At 69.0% G+C, this 18,539-nt stretch carries 15 protein-coding genes; 10 read left to right on the top strand and 5 right to left on the bottom strand.

Annotation, left to right across the window (positions count from 1 at the left end; genetic code table 11):
* Positions 1-52: 52 nt before the first annotated feature.
* The gene (gene kdgD, locus E6C72_RS22605; protein WP_109442719.1) at positions 53-964 is read right to left on the bottom strand and encodes a 5-dehydro-4-deoxyglucarate dehydratase; all 912 of its coding nucleotides are present in this window, start codon (positions 962-964) and stop codon (positions 53-55) included.
* Between the two features lie 315 nt (positions 965-1,279).
* Positions 1,280-2,011 carry a FadR/GntR family transcriptional regulator gene (locus E6C72_RS22600; protein WP_169055276.1) on the bottom strand — a complete coding sequence of 244 codons (732 nt, stop codon included), beginning with the start codon at positions 2,009-2,011 and terminating at the stop codon, positions 1,280-1,282.
* Positions 2,012-2,297: 286 nt separating this feature from the next.
* Here E6C72_RS22600 and E6C72_RS22595 point away from each other — a divergent pair, with 286 nt between their 5' ends.
* Entirely contained in the window at positions 2,298-3,878 is a 1,581-nt protein-coding gene (locus E6C72_RS22595) for an aldehyde dehydrogenase (NADP(+)) (RefSeq protein ID WP_136700832.1), read from the top strand.
* A 4-nt stretch (positions 3,879-3,882) separates the two neighbouring features.
* Here the strand turns inward: E6C72_RS22595 and E6C72_RS22590 are convergent, their stop codons facing one another.
* Complete coding sequence (locus E6C72_RS22590) at positions 3,883-4,923, bottom strand: LysR family transcriptional regulator (RefSeq protein WP_247875611.1); 1,041 nt, start codon at positions 4,921-4,923, stop codon at positions 3,883-3,885.
* Positions 4,924-5,046: 123 nt separating this feature from the next.
* On the opposite strand from E6C72_RS22590, the gene E6C72_RS22585 reads away from it, so the two are divergent.
* A complete protein-coding gene (locus E6C72_RS22585; RefSeq protein ID WP_109085158.1) occupies positions 5,047-5,733 on the top strand; it encodes a glutathione S-transferase family protein in 687 nt (228 codons plus the stop codon).
* On the opposite strand, the gene tcuB is transcribed toward E6C72_RS22585, so the two are convergent.
* Together tcuB and tcuA are read right to left on the bottom strand one after the other, a co-directional pair.
* The gene (tcuB, locus tag E6C72_RS22580) at positions 5,719-6,894 is read right to left on the bottom strand and encodes a tricarballylate utilization 4Fe-4S protein TcuB (protein ID WP_109085159.1); all 1,176 of its coding nucleotides are present in this window, start codon (positions 6,892-6,894) and stop codon (positions 5,719-5,721) included. The two genes, E6C72_RS22585 and tcuB, sit on opposite strands and share 15 nt — an antisense overlap.
* Positions 6,881-8,239, bottom strand: coding sequence for an FAD-dependent tricarballylate dehydrogenase TcuA (tcuA, locus tag E6C72_RS22575; RefSeq protein ID WP_109085160.1), 1,359 nt, complete (start codon positions 8,237-8,239; stop codon positions 6,881-6,883). Before tcuA ends, tcuB begins: the two co-directional genes overlap by 14 nt.
* Positions 8,240-8,545: 306 nt before the next feature.
* Here tcuA and E6C72_RS22570 point away from each other — a divergent pair, with 306 nt between their 5' ends.
* From E6C72_RS22570 to E6C72_RS22535, 8 genes are all read left to right on the top strand, one after another.
* A complete protein-coding gene (locus E6C72_RS22570) occupies positions 8,546-9,178 on the top strand; it encodes an EboA domain-containing protein (RefSeq protein ID WP_109085161.1) in 633 nt (210 codons plus the stop codon).
* Between the two features lie 4 nt (positions 9,179-9,182).
* On the top strand, positions 9,183-10,091 hold the full coding sequence (locus E6C72_RS22565; RefSeq protein WP_109085162.1) for a TatD family hydrolase: 909 nt from the start codon (positions 9,183-9,185) through the stop codon (positions 10,089-10,091).
* A 5-nt stretch (positions 10,092-10,096) separates the two neighbouring features.
* Positions 10,097-11,479: an alkaline phosphatase family protein gene (locus tag E6C72_RS22560; RefSeq protein ID WP_109085163.1), complete on the top strand. Its 1,383-nt coding sequence runs from the start codon at positions 10,097-10,099 to the stop codon at positions 11,477-11,479.
* Positions 11,476-12,669, top strand: a complete 1,194-nt coding sequence (locus E6C72_RS22555) for a 3-dehydroquinate synthase (protein ID WP_109085164.1) — start codon at positions 11,476-11,478, stop codon at positions 12,667-12,669. Before E6C72_RS22560 ends, E6C72_RS22555 begins: the two co-directional genes overlap by 4 nt.
* The gene (eboE, locus tag E6C72_RS22550) at positions 12,669-13,850 is read left to right on the top strand and encodes a metabolite traffic protein EboE (protein ID WP_109085165.1); all 1,182 of its coding nucleotides are present in this window, start codon (positions 12,669-12,671) and stop codon (positions 13,848-13,850) included. Before E6C72_RS22555 ends, eboE begins: the two co-directional genes overlap by 1 nt.
* Positions 13,826-14,734 (top strand): UbiA family prenyltransferase, encoded by a 909-nt coding sequence (locus E6C72_RS22545; RefSeq protein ID WP_109085166.1) that lies wholly within the window; start codon positions 13,826-13,828, stop codon positions 14,732-14,734. Before eboE ends, E6C72_RS22545 begins: the two co-directional genes overlap by 25 nt.
* A gap of 182 nt (positions 14,735-14,916) precedes the next feature.
* Complete coding sequence (locus tag E6C72_RS22540; RefSeq protein ID WP_109085167.1) at positions 14,917-15,522, top strand: cytochrome c3 family protein; 606 nt, start codon at positions 14,917-14,919, stop codon at positions 15,520-15,522.
* Positions 15,523-15,566: 44 nt separating this feature from the next.
* On the top strand, positions 15,567-18,539 hold the full coding sequence (locus E6C72_RS22535) for a TAT-variant-translocated molybdopterin oxidoreductase (protein WP_109085168.1): 2,973 nt from the start codon (positions 15,567-15,569) through the stop codon (positions 18,537-18,539).

Raw genomic sequence — 18,539 nt, 5'->3', positions numbered from 1 at the left:
AGCCCGGCACCTGCCCGTCCGGCGATGGTTCGTTGCCGTGGGTTGCGGAGAGTTACTGCGGGCCCAGCGCGTCGATCAGGGCGCGCAGATCCTCGACCTCGGCCGGCGTGCAGTCGGTCAGCGGCGCGCGCACCGGACCGGCGGAACGGCCGACGATGGCGGCGCCCGCCTTGACGATGCTGACGGCATAGCCGGCCTTGCGGTTGCGGATCGCCAGATAGGGCAGGAAGAACTGGTCGAGCAGCCGGTCGGTGGTGGCGGTGTCGCCGGACGCAACCGCGCGATAGAACTCCATCGCCGTGCGCGGGATGAAGTTGAAGACGGCCGACGAATAGACCGGCACGCCGATGGCGCGATAGGCGGCGGCATAGACCTCGGCGGTCGGCAGGCCGCCCAGATAGCTGAAGCGATCGCCCATCTTGCGGCGGATCGTCGTCATCAGCTCGATGTCGCCCAAGCCGTCCTTGAAGCCGATCAGGTTGGGGCAACGCTCGGCGAGGCGGGCGAGGCGGTCGGCGCCCAGCTTGCAGGTGGCGCGGTTGTAGATGATGACACCGATGCCGACCGACTTGCAGATCGCCTCGACATGGGCGGCGACCCCGTCCTGATCGGCTTCGGTCAGGTAGTGCGGCAGCACCAGGATGCCGGCGGCCCCGGCCTTCTCTGCGGCCTGCGCCATTTCGACCGCGATCCGGGTGGAATAGCCGACGCCGGCGATGATCGGCACCTCCTTGCCGCAGACCTCGACGGCCAGCGAGACGATGCTCTTGTGCTCGTCGGGCGTCAGGGAGAACAACTCGCCGGTGCCGCCGGCGGCAAACAGGGCCGACGCGCCATAGGGCTTCAGCCATTCCAGGCGGCGGGCATAGCCGCCCGGCTCGAAGGTGCCGTCGGCGGTGAAATCGGTCAGCGGGAACGACAAAAGACCTTCACTGACGACGGCCTTCAGGGCTTGCGGTTCCATCGGGGGCATCCTTGGAAAACGGTGGAGAAAATATCCGTGCAGGCCCGCAGGGGCGACGCTGCGGGCCAATGGTGGTTTGAGCCGGTGTTGCGGGCCGGTCCTGCGGCGATCCGTTCGACACCGGCGGCGTCCGATGACAGAACGACTACCATCATATCAGTCATCATACAAGTGGTTTGATGAGCTTGGAGGCAATCCGCCTTCCCATCAATCGGCGGGCGGCGAAGGCCGGCCCGGTAAAGCAAAAAAGAGGGACGCGACCGGCGGTGCGGCGGCGTCCCTTTGGCAGCGGATGGCAGGATTGAAGTGAGACTATCAGCCGGTCGCGGCGGTCGCCTTGAAGTCGCCGCCAGCGCGCAGGCGGTCGCGGCTGCCGTTCAGGTGCAGGCGGATGGCGGCCCGGGCTCCCTCCGGATCCTGGCGCTCAATGGCGGAATAGATGGTCTGGTGCTCGTCGTTGATCCGCCGCAGATACTGGCGGCGGGAATCGCCCTCCAGATGACCGTAGCGCACGCGGGCGCGCGGGATCAGCAGCGATCCGAGATAGGAGAACAGCGCCAGGAAATGCTTGTTTCCGGTCGCGGCCGCAATGGCGCTGTGAAAGGCCAGATCGGCGTCGATGGAATCCTCGCCCGCCTCCACCGCAGCGGTCATGGTGTCCAGCGCCTCGCGCATGCGGACCAGATGGCTGTCGTCGCGGCGGATGGCGGCAAGATAGGCCGCTTCCGATTCCAGGCTGATGCGGACTTCCAGCACCGAAATCGCCTCGTTCACCGCCTCCAGCGTCGATTCCTCGATACGGAAGGGCAGGATCGCAGCGTCACGCAGGACGAAAGCCCCCAGCCCCTGCCGGGTGGAGACCATGCCGACCGCCTTCAGATTGGCAATCGCCTCGCGCACCACGGTGCGGCTGACACCGAATTCGTCGATCAGGTCTTGTTCGCTGGGAAGCCGGTCGCCACTCTTGTATTGCCCGCCGGAAATCCGTTCGGCCAGGGCATCCACCAATTGCTTCGCCAACGGATCCCGGCGCCTGCGCGCTGTCATCACCATCCTCACCCAACCAAGGCTCCGGGACGGACCGCCCGTCACCACTCCATCCCCAGAGTTAACACCCACAAAACCTATACGACAATAGACAAGCAAGCGGAGGTGGTCGGGAGAGGCCAGCCCGAACAGGCGCTATTGTCGCTGCCCTTTCAGGCACCCATTTGGCCACCCACTTGTATGATGACTGATGGCGTGATAGATCGCCTCGCAAACAAATCACCGGCCGTTGTTGTCTGTGGGCGCCCCTCTCCCGGCGCCCCCGCCCTTCAAGGAGACACCGTACATGACCATCACCGGCGAGATGCTGATCGGCGCCCAGGCGCATCGCGGCAGCCAGAGCGAGTTCCGCGGCTTTGACCCCGCCACGGGCGAGGCGCTGGAGCCCGTGTTCGGCGGCGGCGGTGCCGCCGAGGTCGAGCGTGCCTGCGCGCTGGCCTGGGCCGCCTTCGACGCCTTCCGCGAAACCGGCCTGGAGCAACGCGCCGCCTTCCTGGAGACGGTCGCCCAGAACATCCTCGACATCGGCGACGACCTCATCACCCGCGCCATGGCCGAGACCGGCCTGCCGCGCGCCCGTCTGGAGGGCGAGCGCGGCCGCACCGTCGGCCAGCTCCGCCTGTTCGCCCAGGTCGTGCGCGAGGGCAGCTGGCTCGAGGCCCGCATCGATCCCGCCATGCCGGCGCGCGCGCCGCTGCCGCGCGCCGACCTGCGTCAGCGCCACATCCCGCTGGGACCGGTCGCGGTGTTCGGCGCGTCGAACTTCCCGCTGGCCTTCTCGGTGGCGGGCGGCGACACCGCGTCGGCCTTCGCCGCCGGCTGCCCGGTGGTGGTCAAGGGCCATGGCGCCCACCCCGGCACCTCGGAACTGGTCGGCCGCGCCGTCCAGGCGGCGGTCGCCTCCTGCGGCCTGCCCGAAGGCGTCTTCTCGCTGCTGTTCGGCAATGGCCGGGACATCGGCACCGCGCTGGTCGCCGATCCGCGCATCAAGGCGGTCGGCTTCACCGGCTCGCGCGGCGGCGGGGTGGCGCTGATGGGGGTGGCGGCCAAGCGGCCGGAGCCGATCCCGGTCTATGCCGAGATGAGCAGCATCAACCCGGTCTTCCTGATGCCGGCGGCGCTGGCGTCGCGCGCCGAGGCGCTGGGCAAGGCCTTCGTCGCCTCGCTGACCATGGGCGCCGGCCAATTCTGCACCAACCCCGGCATCCTGCTGGCGGTGGAGGGTCCGGACCTCGACCGCTTCGTCGCGGCGGCGGTGGAGGCTCTGGGTGGCAGCGCCGCCTCGACCATGCTGACGCCGGGCATCCATGCCGCCTTCGACAGCGGCGTGGCGAAGCTGGCCGACAGCGCTGCGGTGGAGACGCTGGCCCGCGGTCTGGCCTGCAGCGGGCCGAACCAGGCGCAGGCGGCCTTCTTCACCACGACGGCTGAGGCCTTCCTGGCTGATACGGAGTTGCAGGAGGAGGTGTTCGGCGCCGCGTCGCTGCTGATCCGCTGCCCGGACGTGGCGGCGATGACGGCGGTTGCCGAGCGTCTGGAAGGACAGCTGACGGCGACGGTGCAGATGGATGCCGAGGACAAGGCGGCGGTGGCGGGTCTGATCCCGACGCTGGAGCGCAAGGCCGGCCGCATCCTGGCGAATGGCTGGCCGACGGGGGTCGAGGTCTGCCACGCGATGGTGCATGGCGGTCCGTTCCCGGCGACGTCGGACCCGCGCAGCACCTCGGTCGGCACGCTGGCGATCCGCCGCTTCCTCCGCCCGGTCTGCTATCAGGACATCCCCGCAGAGCTGCTGCCGGAAGCCCTGCGCGACGGCAATCCGCTCGCGCTGTGGCGCAGGGTCGACGGGGAGTTGGGACGCGGCTGACCGGTCAGGACCGGCCCTCGGTCGAGGAGCCGGTCCATGGAGCCTCTCCCACCGCTCCGCCGGAGCCGGTGGGGGTCGACCCGGAGGGAGAGGCCCGGCCTTCGACGAGCGCCCGGTCCGCCTGCACGCCGTCGGCGACTGTATCGAAGAAGGCGCGGACGCGCGCCGTGTTCCGCAGGTCCCGGTGCGTGACGATCCAGAGTTCGCGCGACAGATCGGCGATCGGATCCGGGAGGGCCCGCACCAGCCCGGGCTCCGGGTCACCCAGATAACAGGGCAGCAGCGCAAGCCCGACGCCTGACCGCGCCGCGACCATCTGGTTCACCAAACTGCCGGTGCGGTAGACCACCGCCGCCGCAGGCGCCATTTCGGCCAACCAGCGCGCAGCGTTCACGCCCACTGTCCCCTCCTCCCAGCCGATGAGCGGGTGCGAGGCGAGGTCCGCCGGCCCGGTCAACGGCGGCGCGGCGGCAAGGTACTCGGCGCCGCCATAGGCTGCCCAGGCAACGTCGGCGAGCTTGCGGCCCCACAGGTCGTTCTCTTGCGGACGGGCGACGCGCAGCGCCACGTCCGCCTCGCGCCGCGACAGGTCCAGCAGCCGGCTGTCCACGGCAAGTTCGATGACGATGCCGGGATGCCGGGCGCGGAACCGGCTGATCCAGGGCGTCAGCAGGCGGAAGGCAAGCGTTTCTGAGCAGGTGACCCGCAGCCGGCCCGAGAGCCGGCGGTCCAGCCCCGCCAAGTCGCGCGCAAGGCCAAGCGCCTCGTCCTCCATACGCTCCGCGACAGCGGCGGCCCGTGCGCCCGCCTCGGTCGGCACATAGGCGCCGCCCGGGCCACGCTCGAAAAGCGGCAGACCGATCCGGCCTTCAAGCGCGGTCAGGCGCCGGAACACGGTGGAGTGGTCTACACCCAATATTCCGGCCGCCCCCTTCAGGCCGCCCGCCCGTACGACGGCGAGCACGATCCGGTGATCATTCCAGTCATCCATACCGGGCAGGATAGCATCAGCATTTGCAAAAACGCAAAAGTACTTGGCAAACAAGCAATGCGACTTGCAAAAATGCGTGCTCTATGCTCGCGGCTTCACCCCGCCGCCTTGCGGCCACCGGCTCGGGATCCTGTGCCCCCGGTGAAGCCCACACGACGATCAAAAAGGATAAACCCCATGCCCAGCCTTCGTCTGGTCAGCCACAAGCTTTGCCCTTATGCGCAGCGCGCCGCCATCACGCTGGTCGAGAAGGGCGTTCCGTACGAACGGCAGATCGTCGATCTCTCGAAGAAGCCGGACTGGTTCAAAGCCATGTCGCCGCTGGGCAAGGTGCCACTGCTGATCGTGGACGGCGACACCGTCCTCTTCGAAAGCGCCATCATCTGCGAGTATCTTGAGGAAACCCAGCCGGGCCCCCGATTGCATCCCGAGGATCCGGCCGAACGGGCGCGGCACCGCGCCTGGGTCGAGTTCGCATCCGCCACGCTGAACGTGATTGCCGGACTCTATGGCACCGGCGACGAGGCGGGCTATCGGGCGAAGATCGCCGACCTGATGGCGAAGATGGCGTGGCTGGAGGGTGCACTTGGCGGGGGACCGTATTTCGCCGGTGTGCGTTTCAGTCTGGTGGACGCAGCCTTCGGTCCGGTGTTCCGCTATTTCGAGACTTTTGAAACGGCGCTGCCGCCGCTCGGCATTTTCGACACGACGCCGAAAGTTCGCGGCTGGCGGCAAGCGCTGGCCGCGCGCGCCAGCGTGCGCGGGGCAGTGACGGCTGACTATCACGAGCTACTCTCGACGTTTCTGCGTGAGCGCGGATCCTACCTGTCCGGCCTCATGCTGGATCGCTCAGGCGCCGGATGACCCGCGTCCGGACTTGCCCTGACCGCGCCCGACTTGCGGAGCCCGGTGCCGCCGCTCCATCGCCGCCCGCAGCAAAGCGGCGAAACGGAAGGGCGCGTGCAGGAACTTGCTGTATGGCAACGTCGCGAACCAGCCGAGGACGAGACCCAGATGGACCAGCAGCAGCGGCCCCATCGCCGCCGTCTCGCGCAGGGCCAGCAGCCCCAGGCCGCTGACCGCCACCAGGAACAGCAGCGCCAGCAAGGCGCAATCCGAAGCGGTCAGGCTGGGAGCCAGCGGACCGGGATCGGCACGCAGCTTAAGCCGGGCAAGCCCCATCGTGCCGACCAGAATGCCGGTTCCGCCAAGTCCACCCAGCAGGACCGGCAGGCTCAGCACCGGATAGGGCGCCTGCCAAGCCAGCGCATGATCGTAGACGGTCGCCACGGCGGTGGCGGCAAAGCAGAGCACCACCCCATAGAACAGCGCGTGGTGGAAGCGGCGCCGCGACCGGGAAAAGCGTTCGTCCCGGTCGTTGCAGCCGGCCCCGCCACCGCCGAGATTGCGCAGGCTGGCGGCATCGTACAGAGCGTCGCGCAGAGCCGGCAGCAGGGCCGCACCGGCCGGCATCGGCCCCATGCTGTGCCAGAAGGATGCAACGCTGAATCCCACGGCCAGCAGCGACCACAACGTCAACGCCCCGGCACCTCCGGCGATGGCCTCCCACGGCACCAGCCGGTAGAAGGCGCCCGGCCCCAGATGGCGCCCGAACAACAGATCCGGCGGGATCAGGATCAGGGCCGGCAATCCCACGAGCATCAGCGCTGACAGGGCAATCGCAACCATAACGGCGACGGCAGGCCATCCCGCGCAGGGCAGCCGCCCCCTGAACCATGGCGGCCAGACATGATCACGGTAGGTCTGCTGCCTGACCAGACTGAGGCTTTTGGGAAGATTCAGGTCGAAGGCATGCGGCGGCGCGTACTGGCACGCGTGGTAGCAGGACCGGCAGTTGTGACAGAGGTTGGACAGGAAGGCGAGATCCGCGGCTGAAACCTGCCGGCGCGCTTTCAACGCCCGGAAAACTGCGCAATAGCCGCCGCAAAACTGGCAGGCGTTGCAGATGTCCAGCGCCCGGCGGGCGTCCGCAGCGATCCGCTGCGTCTCGTCAGCGCCGGGCATGAACTGCCGCCTCCCGCCCGGCGATGCGTCCGAACACGGCGCCGACCGTCATGGCGCTACCCGCCAGATAGCCCGAACCCAGGATGTTGGGCGCCATGACGACCCCCGCCGCATAGACCCCCTCAACCTCCATTCCGTCCTTTCGCAGGACCCGCGCCCGCCCGTCGACCCGCACCCCCAGACAGGTGGACGTGACACCAACACGTACCGGATAAGCGCCGAAGGGCGGAAGCGCGATCGGAACGGCGAGTTGCGTCTTCGGCGGATGAAGGCCCACCGTCGCGCCCCCATCGGTGATCGCGGCGTTGAAAGCGGCGACGGTCGCTTCGAGCGCCGGCGGAGCGATGCCCAGCGTCGACGCCAACGCGCCAATGCTGTCTGCCCGGACCACTGGAAAGATGGAGGGCCGGAACCGCTCCCCGATCACCCCATCGAAAATGGAAAAGGCGACGGCGCCGGGACAGCCGGCGACCAGTTCGCCCCATGCCGTGTATCGCCTGGAGCCGACGACCGCCCCTTCGTCGGCAAAACGCCAGCCGTCGCGATCAACGACGATGCCGTGGACGATGCCGTCCAACCGGGTGACGATGCCGCCGTCGAAGGGCGGCGAACGTCCGTCCACCGCCACCATGTGGCAGCGGTCCGCCGCCCCAACCGGCTCCGCCCCTTCCTCCAGCAACGCCTTCAACGGGATGCCGGTCGCGTGTGGGGTGCCGCGGATCGTGAAGCAGTCGGCGACCCCGCCCCATTGCCGCCGCATCCAGTCGCGATCCGCCTGAAAGCCACCTGATGCGACGACGAGCGCCCGCGCCCGGATCGTGACCGGCGGCGTACCAACGGTGACGGCCCGCGACCCGTCCCGCAGATGCATAGCGTGAACGGTGCTGTCATATCGGATGGCCACCCCCAGTCGCTCGGCGGTGGCATAAAGCGCATTCACCAGCGCTTTTCCTCCGCCCAGAAAGAAAGCGGTCTTGCGGGAATAGGGCAGAACCTCGTCAGTACCGCCGTGGAACCGCACGCCGTTGCCGGAAAGCCAATCGACGACGCCGGCGCTGGCATCGACGAACAGGCCCGTCAGCCCCTCATCGGCGGCCTCAGCCACGCGGCGTAGATCGGCATGGTAATCTTCGGCCGGATAGCACCCGCGCACCCACGCGGTCGGTGCGTCATGCATGATCCGCATGTTGCGGGAATGGCGGGCATTTCCGCCACGCAACGCCTTCGGTGCGGCCTCCAGCAGCAGGACGGACGCACCCGCCCTGCGGGCCGCGATGGCGGCGCAGAGCGCGGCATTGCCGCCCCCCACCACCAAGACGTCGCAGTCGCAGGAAACACGAGTCATCGATCTGCCGCAGCGGAAGTAGGTCCGCCCCCGGTCTGCCGGACGAAGCCTGGAAAACCACCACTTTAGCGCCGGATAGCAGGTTCAGGGAAGAGCTGGCCCCTGCGACACAGCGCAGCGGTTGTCACATCATGTATCATCGGTTGACATACCAATGTTTCCTGCATCCCATAAAGGGTGCTTTGATGCAGCGCTTTCACCCGGGCTTGCGCTTTTTGTCAGCGCGCCGTCGCAATACAGGAACCGGCAACCATGGTGGTCCAGGCGTGTGGAGCGGCGGCAGGGAAAGAAAGGCGCGACCCGGCGATGCTGCTGGCCGCGGCACCCGAAGCCATGCCGGGTCTCTTGACCGCCCTGGTCGCCGAGGTCAACCCGGAGGCCGCGCTCTGGCTCGATGCAACGCTGGCCGCCCCGCCCCTGCCCGGCACGGCGGAGTTTATGCGCCTCTTCGCGATTGCCGGCCGCAAGCTGAACGGCTCCGCATCGCCGGGTTGGCCGCCGTCCCGGATCGCGCGCGCCGCCCTGCTCGCAGCGTCCGTCAACGTGGCGGGAGAGGAGGCGCCGGCCCGGCTGGCGACAGCCTTCCGCCGATCGGACAGCGCGGAGCGGGCGGCGATCCTCCAGGCACTGATGCTGTTGCCCGAGCCCACGCGCTTTGCCGATCTGGCCGCCGACGCCTGCCGGTCCAGCGTGCAGCCGGTGTTTGAGGCGATCGCCTGCGACAACCGCTATCCCGCCGCCCATTTCGCCGAACCGGTCTTCAACCAGATGGTGCTGAAGGCAGTGTTCACCGGCGCACCGCTGGCCCGCGTGACCGGGCTGGCGGACCGGACGACATCCCAACTGCGCCGCATGGCAACCGATTTCCGCGACGAGCGCCGCGCGGCCGGCCGGCCGGTGCCGGCCGACCTCGACTTCCTCCTCGACCTGGGAAACTGATGCGATGAGATTTTTCGATCCGCACATCCACATGACGTCGCGCACCACCGACGATTATGCTGCCATGCGCCGGGCCGGCATCGTCGCGGTGACCGAGCCGGCCTTCTGGCTGGGCCAGCCGCGCACCCATGCTGGCAGTTTCGAGGATTACTTCCTGTCGCTGATCGGCTGGGAGCGTTTCCGCGCCAGCCAATTCGGCATCCGCCATTTCTGCACGCTGGGCCTCAATCCGAAGGAGGCCAACAATCCCGACATCGTCGACGGCGTGCTGGAACTGGTCGACCTCTATCTGGAGAAGGACGGCGTCGTCGCGGTGGGCGAGATCGGCTACGACGACATGAGCCCGGCAGAGGACGACATCCTCGCCCGGCAGGTCGAGATGGCGAAGAATCACGGCATGCCGGTGATGATCCATACACCCCACCGCGACAAGAAGGCCGGCACGCGGCGCACGCTGGACCTGCTACGCGAGGCCGGCATGCCGCCGCACCTGACGCTGATCGACCACAACAACGAACAGACGCTGGAAATGGTACTGGAAAGCGGCTGTTGGGCCGGCCACACCATCTATCCCGGCAGCAAGATGGACGAGCCGCGCATGGTCGGGCTGGTCCAGGCCTTCGGACCGGAGCGGATCATGGTCAACAGCTCCGCCGATTGGGGCATCAGCGACCCGTTGAAGGTGCCGAAGACCGCGCAGGCGATGCGCGACGCCGGCATCACGGACGAGGCCATCGAAACCATCGTCTGGCGCAACCCCATCGCCTTCTACGCCCAGAGCGGCCGGCTCGACCCGGCAGAACTGGAAATCCCGCTGCCGGTCGACCAGCGCCTGCTGTTTGAAGGCAACACCGTCCTGCGCGGGCAAACCCCGAAAGTGGACTCGCCGCTGACCGTGGAAGTGGACGACTGACGGCGATGAGGCGCACGCTGGCCCTGAACGTCGTCGGGCTGACCGCCGACCTCCTGCCCCACGCCCCGGCCATCTCCCGGCTGGCGGTGCGCGGCATGCGCCCGCTGGTGCCGGTACTGCCGGCGGTCACCTGCACGGTGCAGGCCAGCATGCTGAGCGGGCTTCCCCCCGGCGGCCATGGCTGCGTCGCCAACGGCTGGTACGATCGCGACCTGTCGGAGATCCTGTTCTGGAAGCAGAGCAACCGGCTGGTCACCGGCGAGACTTTGTGGGACGAGGCCAAGCGGCGCGACCCGGCCTTCGTCGGGGCCAAGCTGTTCTGGTGGTACAACATGTATTCCGGGGCGGACATCAGCGTCACGCCGCGCCCGATCTATGCCGCCGACGGACGCAAGCTGCCGGACATCTACACCCGCCCCAACACCCTGCGCGGCGAGTTGTTGCAGGCGCTGGGGCCGTTCCCGCTGTTCCGCTTCTGGGGACCCGGCGCCGATCTGGTGTCCAGCCGCTGGATCGCAGACTGCGCGGCGGAGGTGGAGCGGCGATTCCGCCCGACCCTGTCGCTGGTCTATCTGCCGCATCTCGACTACGACCTGCAAAGGCTGGGCCCCGACCACCCACGCATCCCCACCCAGGTAGCCGCCGTCGACGCTCTCGCCGCCCCGCTGATCGAGGCGGCGGAGCGCGAGGGCACGCGGGTAATCGTGCTGTCGGAATACGGCATCACCGGCGTCTCCGGCCCCGTCGCGATCAACCGCGCCCTGCGTTGGGCCGGGCTGATCGCGGTCAGGGAGGAACAGGGCGGCGAACTGCTCGACCCCGGCGCATCGGCCGCCTTCGCGGTCGCCGACCATCAGCTGGCCCACGTCTATGTCCGCAATCCCGAACAGGTGGCGGCGGTGCGCGGCCTGCTGCTGGAGCTGGATGGGGTGGAGCGGGTGCTGGACGCCGATGCACAGCAGGCCGCCGGCATCCGCCACCCGCGCGCCGGTGAACTGGTCGCCGTCGCCCGCGCCGACCGCTGGTTCAGCTATCCCTACTGGCTGGACGACGACCGGGCACCCGACTTCGCCCGCACCGTGGAAATCCACCGCAAGCCCGGCTACGACCCGGCGGAGCTGTTCCTCGATCCCACCCTGCGCTGGCCCAAGGCATCCATCGCCTGGCGGCTGGCGAAAAAGGCGCTGGGCTTCCGCACGCTGATGGACGTGATCCCGCTTGACGCCGGACTGGTGAAGGGATCGCACGGCCGACCGACCGACCGGGTGGAGGCCGGGCCGCTGCTAATCTCCTCCGAACCCGGCCTGCTTCCCGATGGTCCGGTGCCGGCGGAGTCGGTCAAGTCCCTGCTGCTCGCCCACATCTTCGACGAGGTGACCGGTTCATGACCTCCCTGCTCCATCCGGACGCCCATTCCTCGATCGTCCGCCAGCACTTCACGGTCACCTTCGACTATGCCGTCGCCTTCACCCGCGGCGCCTTCGATCCGGCGAATGCCACCCTGGCCGAGGCCATGGGCGCAGCGGGGGCAGACCCGCGCCCGCGCTGTGTCGCCTTCGTCGACATGGGCGTGCTGGACGGGCATCCGACCCTGCCGGCGGACATCGCCGCCCATTTCGCCGCGCGCGACGATCTGCCGAACCTGGTGGCGCCGCCGCGCCTGCTGCCGGGCGGGGAAGCGGTGAAGAACGACCCGGCGCTGATCGGCCAGATGCACGACGCCATCCTCGGCAACAGCATCGACCGCCATTCCTACGTGCTGGCGGTCGGCGGCGGCGCCTTCCTCGACGCGGTGGGGCTCGCCGCCTCCACCGCGCATCGCGGCGTGCGGCTGGTGCGCATACCGACCACGGTGCTGGCGCAGAATGATTCCGGCGTCGGGGTGAAGAACGCCATCAACATGAACGGCGCCAAGAATCAGATCGGCACCTTCTCCCCGCCCTGGGCGGTGGTCAACGATGCCGCCTTCCTCGACAGCCTGCCCCAGCGCGACCGCATCGCCGGCATGGCTGAGGCGGTGAAGGTGGCGCTGATCCGCGACAGTACCTTTTTCGAGTGGCTGGAACGGTCGGCCGATGCGCTGACCCTGTTCGAGCCTGAGGCCGTCGCCCACCTGATACGCCGCTGCGCTGAGCTGCACATGCGCCAGATCGCCGGAGGCGGCGACCCGTTCGAGCAGGGCAGCGCCCGACCGCTCGATTTCGGCCACTGGTCCGCGCACAAGCTGGAAACATTGAGCCGCAACCATCTGCGCCATGGCGAGGCGGTGGCGATCGGCATCGCGCTCGACACCCGCTATTCGGTGCTGGCCGGCCTGCTGCCGGAAGGCGAGGATGTGCGCGTCGCCGTCCTGCTGGAGCATCTGGGCTTCCGCCTGTGGCACACGGCGCTGGCCCGCCGCGACGACGCCGGCCGGCCGCTGGTGCTGGCCGGGCTGGAGGAATTCCGCGAACATCTGGGCGGCCGACTGACCATCACGCTGCTGGCCGGGATCGGCCTGGGGGTCGAGGTGAACGACATGGACGCCGCTCTGGTCGAAAGCGCCATCGGCTGGCTGTCGGCACGGGAGACAGCCTGATGCGCCTGCCCGGCGGCGGCACGCTCGGCTATTGCCTGAATGTCCACCCGACCCAGAGCTTCGCCGAGGTTCGGGCGGCCCTGCTGGGGCCAGTGCGGGAGATCAGGCGCCGGCTCTGTCCCGACCAACCGTTTGGCGTCGGGCTACGCCTGTCGGCGGAGGCTGCGGCGGAAGCGGAGGTGGCAACGGAACTGGCAGCGATCTTCGAGGGCGAGGGGTTCGCAGCATTCACCATGAACGGCTTCCCCTATGGCCGCTTCCACGGCGTACCGGTCAAGCAGGCCGTCTACGAGCCGGACTGGACAACGGCGGAGCGGGTTGCCTACAGCCTGTCGCTGGCCGAGACCATGGCAGCACTGGTCCCAGCGGGTACGCTCGCCACCATCAGCACCGTGCCCGGCGGTTACGCCCCGCGCGTGACCGGGCGGGAAGCGGCGGTGGCCGACGGACTGTTGCGGAGCGTCGCCGGGCTGGTCCGGCTGGAACGGGCGACCGGCCGCACCGTGGCGCTGGCGCTGGAACCGGAGCCCTGGTGCCTGCTGGACCGAACCGCCGACGCCGTCGCCTTCTTCGGCGCGCATTTGTTCACCGACGAGGCGGCGAAACGGCTGGGCTCCCTCGCCGGGCTGAGGGCGGACGAGGCGGCGGCGGCACTGCCGCGCCATCTCGGCCTGTGCCTGGATGTCTGCCACATGGCGGTCAATTTCGAGGACCCGGCGGAGACGCTGGGAACCCTGGCCGCAGCCGGCATCCCGATCCACAAGGTGCAGCTGAGCGCCGCTCTGCGGGTCGCCCGGATGGACGAGTTGGCGCGGGCGCGCATCGCCGCCTTCCGCGATGCGGTCTATCTCCACCAGACCGTCGCCCGCGCGGCGGACGGGACGGTGCGGCACTTCGTCGACCTGCCGCAGGCGTTGGAAAGCGCCGGCAACGACGATGAGGAATGGCGGGTCCATTTCCATGTGCCGGTCTTCGCCGAACCGGAAGCGCCGCTTGAGTCCACCCGCGGCGCGCTGGAGAGGTTGCTGGCGATCCACCGCGACCGGCCGGTGGCGCCGCATCTGGAGGTCGAAACCTACACCTGGAACGTCCTGCCCGCCGAAGCCTGCGGGGCGGGGGCCATGAGCGTCGTCGACGGAATCGAAAAGGAACTGCGATGGGTGTTGGAACGGCTGTCCTGATCCGCCCGCGCGCGGCCCTGATCCTCGGCCGGGTGTCGAACCTGCCGACGGTGCTGAGCAACGCCATGGCCGCCATCGCGCTGGCCGGCGCCGGGGCGCAGGACGGCATGTCCGGCGGGGAACTCGTCGGCGGTGTTGCCCGCGCGGCCATCGTGCTGGCGCTGTTCTATGTCGGCGGCATGTACCTGAACGATGCCTTCGATGCGGAAATCGACGCACGGGAACGGCCAGTTCGCCCCATTCCCAAGGGCGATGCCGCCCGCGGCGCGGTGTTCGCCGCCGGCTTCGCACTGATCGGACTGGGCGTCGCCCTGGCGGCGGTTAACGGGCCGGCAGCCGGGCTATGCGGCGGGCTGCTGGCAGGGGCGATCCTGCTTTACGACATCCTGCACAAGCGTACCTTGGCGGCCCCGGCGATCATGGGGCTGTGCCGCCTGTTGTCCTATGCCAGCGCGTCGGCGGTCGTTGGGGCCGGAGCGCTGGCACCGTCGATGCTGCTGGGGGCGGGCGGGCTGTTCTGCCTTGTGGTCGGGCTGACCTTCGCCGCCCGACAAGAGGCCTACGACCGGCTGGATAATGCCTGGCCGCTGGCCGTGCTTGCGGTTCCGCTGACAGGGGCGCTGTGGGTCTCGCTCGGCAATCCGGCGGCGCTGGTGCTGTGGGTCGCCCTGGCCGCGGCGGCGGGCTGGGCCGTGCACCGGCTGTTTCGCCGCGCGCCCGGCGACGTGCCGCGCGCCGTTGCGGTGCTGATCGCCGCGATCGCGCTCTACGATGGGGTGCTGATCGCCGCCGCCGGATCGGGTCCGACTGTTCCGCTCGCGCTTGGGGCAGCCTTCTGCTTTCCGCTGACCCTGGCACTCCAGAGGGTCATTCCGGGGACCTGACCCGGATGCAGGCGACGGGGCGGCCAAGCTGTCCGATTGGCGCAGCATGACCGGGGCAGTCGGGCTAGTCCGACCACGGCATGGAACCTGACGGCGAACAGTCCCTTGTAGCGGTGGGGCCGCGTGCGGACGCAAGCCCCTTCCATTCGGCCGCCCCGGCGGCGTGACGGGGATCTTGAGCCGTGCCGGGTGTCTTCAGCCCCACCGCCAACATTCTGACCAAACTGGTGCTCTACACCCTGCTGGCCGGGCTGGTCACGCTGGTCGGTGGCGCGTGGTTCTTCCCCAACACCACCTATGCGACCCGGGTCGGCATAGTGCAGCCGCAGCCGGTTCCCTTCAGCCACGAACATCACGTCGGCGGGCTGGGACTGGACTGCCGCTATTGCCACACGTCGGTGGAGGTGTCGGCCAACGCCGGCCTGCCGCCGACCCACACCTGCATGACCTGCCATTCGCAGATCTGGACCAACGCGGCACTGCTGGCCCCGGTGCGCCAGAGCCTGACCAGCGGAACGCCGATCCGCTGGAACCGGGTCAACACGCTGCCCGACTACGTCTTCTTCAACCACGGTATCCATGTCGCCAAGGGCGTCGGCTGCGCCACCTGCCACGGGCCGGTGGACAGCATGCCCCTGACCTGGAAGGGAGCGAGCCTGCGGATGAGCTGGTGCCTCGACTGCCATCGCGACCCCGCCCCCAACCTCCGCCCGAAGGAGGCAGTCTTCGACATGGACTGGAAGCGGACCGCGGCGACGCCCGACGGCAAGCAGCTGATGGCGCGCTAGCACATCCATCCCGAAACCCTGTCCGACTGCTCGGTGTGCCACCGATGACCGGGCGGCGGGAGGAGCTGGCCCGGCGGATCGAAGGCCGGCTGGCCGGCCGGAGCGGCCGGGCGCTGTGGCGCAGCCTGGACGAGCTGTCGCGCGAGCCGGCCGTGCTGGAGATGCTGCGCGCCGATTTCCCCGGCCTGCCGGACCTCGCGGACGCGCGTGTCGGCCGCCGCCGGCTGCTGGAGCTGATGGGCGCCTCCTTTGCGCTGGCCGGGCTTTCGGGCTGCGGGCCGGGAGAGGCGGAGGAGAAAGCCATCCCCTACGTCACCATGCCGCCCGAGCTGGTGCCCGGCGTCGCCCGCCATTTCGCCACAGCCGTCACCCGCGGCGGCTATGCCGACGGCGTACTGGCAATTCACCAGATGGGACGCCCGGTGCAGCTGGAGGGCAATCCCGACCATCCCGCCAGCCTGGGCGCGCTCGACCCGATCATCCAGGCCAGCATCCTCGACCTCTACGACCCCGACCGCTCACGCACCGTGCTGAACGCGGGCCGGGCGGCGAGCACCAACGGGATGGTCAAGGCGCTGGTCGACCGCCTGCCCGCCCTGGCCGCACGCGGCGGTGGCGGGTTGCGACTGCTGACCGAGACCGTCACCTCGCCCACGCTGGCACGGCAGATCGGTGCGCTGAGGCAGCGCTTTCCGGCAATGCAGTGGCACCGGTGGGAGGCCGACGGACGCGACACGCTGCGGACCGGGGCGGTGCTGGCTTTCGGACGACCGGTGGACACGACGCTGCATCTCGACAAAGCCAAGGTGATCCTGGCGGTGGAGAGCGACTTTCTCGACAGCGCGCCGGGCCATCTGCGTTACGCCCGCGACTTCGCCCGCCGCCGCCGCGGGGCGGAAGAGGGACGCTCGGTGGAGATGAGCCGCCTCTATGCGATGGAAAGCACGCCCACCCTGGCCGGAGCCCGCGCCGATCACCGTTTCGTCGTCCACCCGGACGAGGTGGAAGCGATGGTGCGGGCACTGGCCGCCGAGCTTGGTACCGGGCCGGCGGAGTGGCGTCAGGGCGCCCCCGGCTGGCTGGGCGCCGTCGCCCGCGACCTGTCCGCCAACCATGGCGCGGCGCTGGTTCATGCCGGGCCGGCGCAGCCGCCCGCCGTGCATGCGCTGGTGCACGCCATCAACGAGGCGCTGGGCGCGCCGGGCCGAACGATCAGCCACATCGAGCCGGTGGAGGCAGATCCGGTGGACCATGGGGGGTCGATCAAGGGGCTGGTCGCCGACATGGCGGCCGGGCGGGTCGACACGCTGCTGATCCTCGGCGCCAACCCGGTTTTTAACGCACCCGCCGACCTCGATTTCGCCGGCGCACTGGGAAAGGTGCCGTTGTCCGTCCATCTTGGCACCGCGCCGGACGAAACCGCCATGCTCTGCAGCTGGCATGTGCCGGAAGCACATGAACTGGAGCGATGGGGCGATGCGCGAGCCTTCGACGGCACCGTCACCATCCAGCAGCCACAGATCAAGCCGCTGTGGGGCGGCTGGTCGCCGCACGAGCTGCTGGCCGTCCTCGACGGGGAGACCCGGCCCGACGGTTACGCCATCGTTCGGCAGACCTGGATGGAGCACTCCCGGGGCAAGGGTGATACGGAGCTGCTGTGGACCGATGCACTGCGGCTGGGCGTGGTATCGGACAGCGCCGCCGGGCAGGCTACCGTTTCGCTGTTGCCCGACTTGGCGGACCGCCTGCCACCGGTCACGGCACGGGCCGATGGCACGCTGACAGTTCTGTTCCGGCCGGACCCATGGCTGCGGGACGGGCGCTATGCCAATCTCGGCTGGTTGCAGGAGTTACCGCGGCCCTTCACCACCCTGACCTGGGACAACGCCCTGCTGATCGCCCCGGCGACCGCGGAGCGGCTGGACCTGAAGACCGAGGATGTGGTGGAGGTTCGGACCACCACCGGCCGGGTTCTGGCGCCGGTCTGGCTGCTCCCCGGCCATGTAATGGATTGCGTCACCCTGCCCTTCGGCTTCGGCCGGCGGGTGGTGGGACGGGTCGGGCGTGGCGTCGGCTTCGACGCCTTCCGTCTGCGGACACTGGACCATCACTGGCAGTTGCCGGGGGTGGAACTGCGCAGGACCGGGGAGACCCACCGGCTGGCCGCCACCCAGCACCACCAGATGATCGACAGCCCCGATCCGGTCCGTCACGCCACGCTGGAGGAGTTCCGCCAGGATCCCGGCTTCGCCAAGCGCAGGGAGCCGGAACACTCGCTCTATCCGGATTACGAGTATCCGCGCAACGCCTGGGGCATGGCGATCAACCTGAATGCCTGCATCGGCTGCAACGGCTGCACCGCCGCCTGCCAGGGGGAGAACAACATCGCCGTCGTCGGCAAGGAGGAGGTGCTGCGGAACCGCCAGATGCACTGGATCCGCATCGACACTTGGTACGAAGGCGAGGCAGCGGCGCCGGAGCAGACCTTTTTCCAGCCGATGACCTGCATGCATTGCGAGAACGCGCCCTGCGAGGTGGTCTGCCCGGTCGCCGCCACCATGCACGACACCGACGGGCTGAACGTCATGGTCTACAACCGATGCGTCGGCACGCGGTTCTGCTCCAACAACTGCCCCTACAAGGTCCGGCGCTTCAATTACTTCAACTATTCCGGCGACGACAACCGGCTGTCGATGTCATGGAACCCCGACGTCTCCGTTCGGGCGCGTGGCGTCATGGAGAAATGCACCTACTGCATCCAGCGCATCCGCAACGCCCGCATCACCGCCGACCGCGAGAACCGGCCGATCCGCGACGGCGAGGTGAAGACCGCCTGCCAGCAGGCCTGTCCGGCCGAGGCCATAGTCTTCGGCGACCTGAACGACCCCGACAGCGCGGTCAGCCGCCGCAAGGCGAGCCCACTGGATTACGGCCTGCTGACCGAACTGAACACCCGGCCGCGCACGACCTACGAGGCGCGGCTGCGCAACCCGAACCCGGACATTCAGGAGGTATGA

The organism is Azospirillum sp. TSH100, assembly GCF_004923295.1.
Taxonomy (GTDB): domain Bacteria; phylum Pseudomonadota; class Alphaproteobacteria; order Azospirillales; family Azospirillaceae; genus Azospirillum.
The sequence above is the reverse complement of the archived record's forward strand: the minus strand, read 5'-3'. Positions and strand labels throughout refer to the sequence as shown.

Coding starts and splice junctions, on each gene's coding strand:
- kdgD (WP_109442719.1), bottom strand. CDS start 964: ATGGAACCGCAAGCCCTGAAGGCCGTCGTCAGTGAAGGTCTTTTGTCG.
- E6C72_RS22600 (WP_169055276.1), bottom strand. CDS start 2,011: ATGACAGCGCGCAGGCGCCGGGATCCGTTGGCGAAGCAATTGGTGGAT.
- E6C72_RS22595 (WP_136700832.1), top strand. CDS start 2,298: ATGACCATCACCGGCGAGATGCTGATCGGCGCCCAGGCGCATCGCGGC.
- E6C72_RS22585 (WP_109085158.1), top strand. CDS start 5,047: ATGCCCAGCCTTCGTCTGGTCAGCCACAAGCTTTGCCCTTATGCGCAG.
- tcuB (WP_109085159.1), bottom strand. CDS start 6,894: ATGCCCGGCGCTGACGAGACGCAGCGGATCGCTGCGGACGCCCGCCGG.
- tcuA (WP_109085160.1), bottom strand. CDS start 8,239: ATGACTCGTGTTTCCTGCGACTGCGACGTCTTGGTGGTGGGGGGCGGC.
- E6C72_RS22570 (WP_109085161.1), top strand. CDS start 8,546: ATGCTGCTGGCCGCGGCACCCGAAGCCATGCCGGGTCTCTTGACCGCC.
- E6C72_RS22565 (WP_109085162.1), top strand. CDS start 9,183: ATGAGATTTTTCGATCCGCACATCCACATGACGTCGCGCACCACCGAC.
- E6C72_RS22560 (WP_109085163.1), top strand. CDS start 10,097: ATGAGGCGCACGCTGGCCCTGAACGTCGTCGGGCTGACCGCCGACCTC.
- E6C72_RS22555 (WP_109085164.1), top strand. CDS start 11,476: ATGACCTCCCTGCTCCATCCGGACGCCCATTCCTCGATCGTCCGCCAG.
- eboE (WP_109085165.1), top strand. CDS start 12,669: ATGCGCCTGCCCGGCGGCGGCACGCTCGGCTATTGCCTGAATGTCCAC.
- E6C72_RS22545 (WP_109085166.1), top strand. CDS start 13,826: ATGGGTGTTGGAACGGCTGTCCTGATCCGCCCGCGCGCGGCCCTGATC.
- E6C72_RS22535 (WP_109085168.1), top strand. CDS start 15,567: ATGACCGGGCGGCGGGAGGAGCTGGCCCGGCGGATCGAAGGCCGGCTG.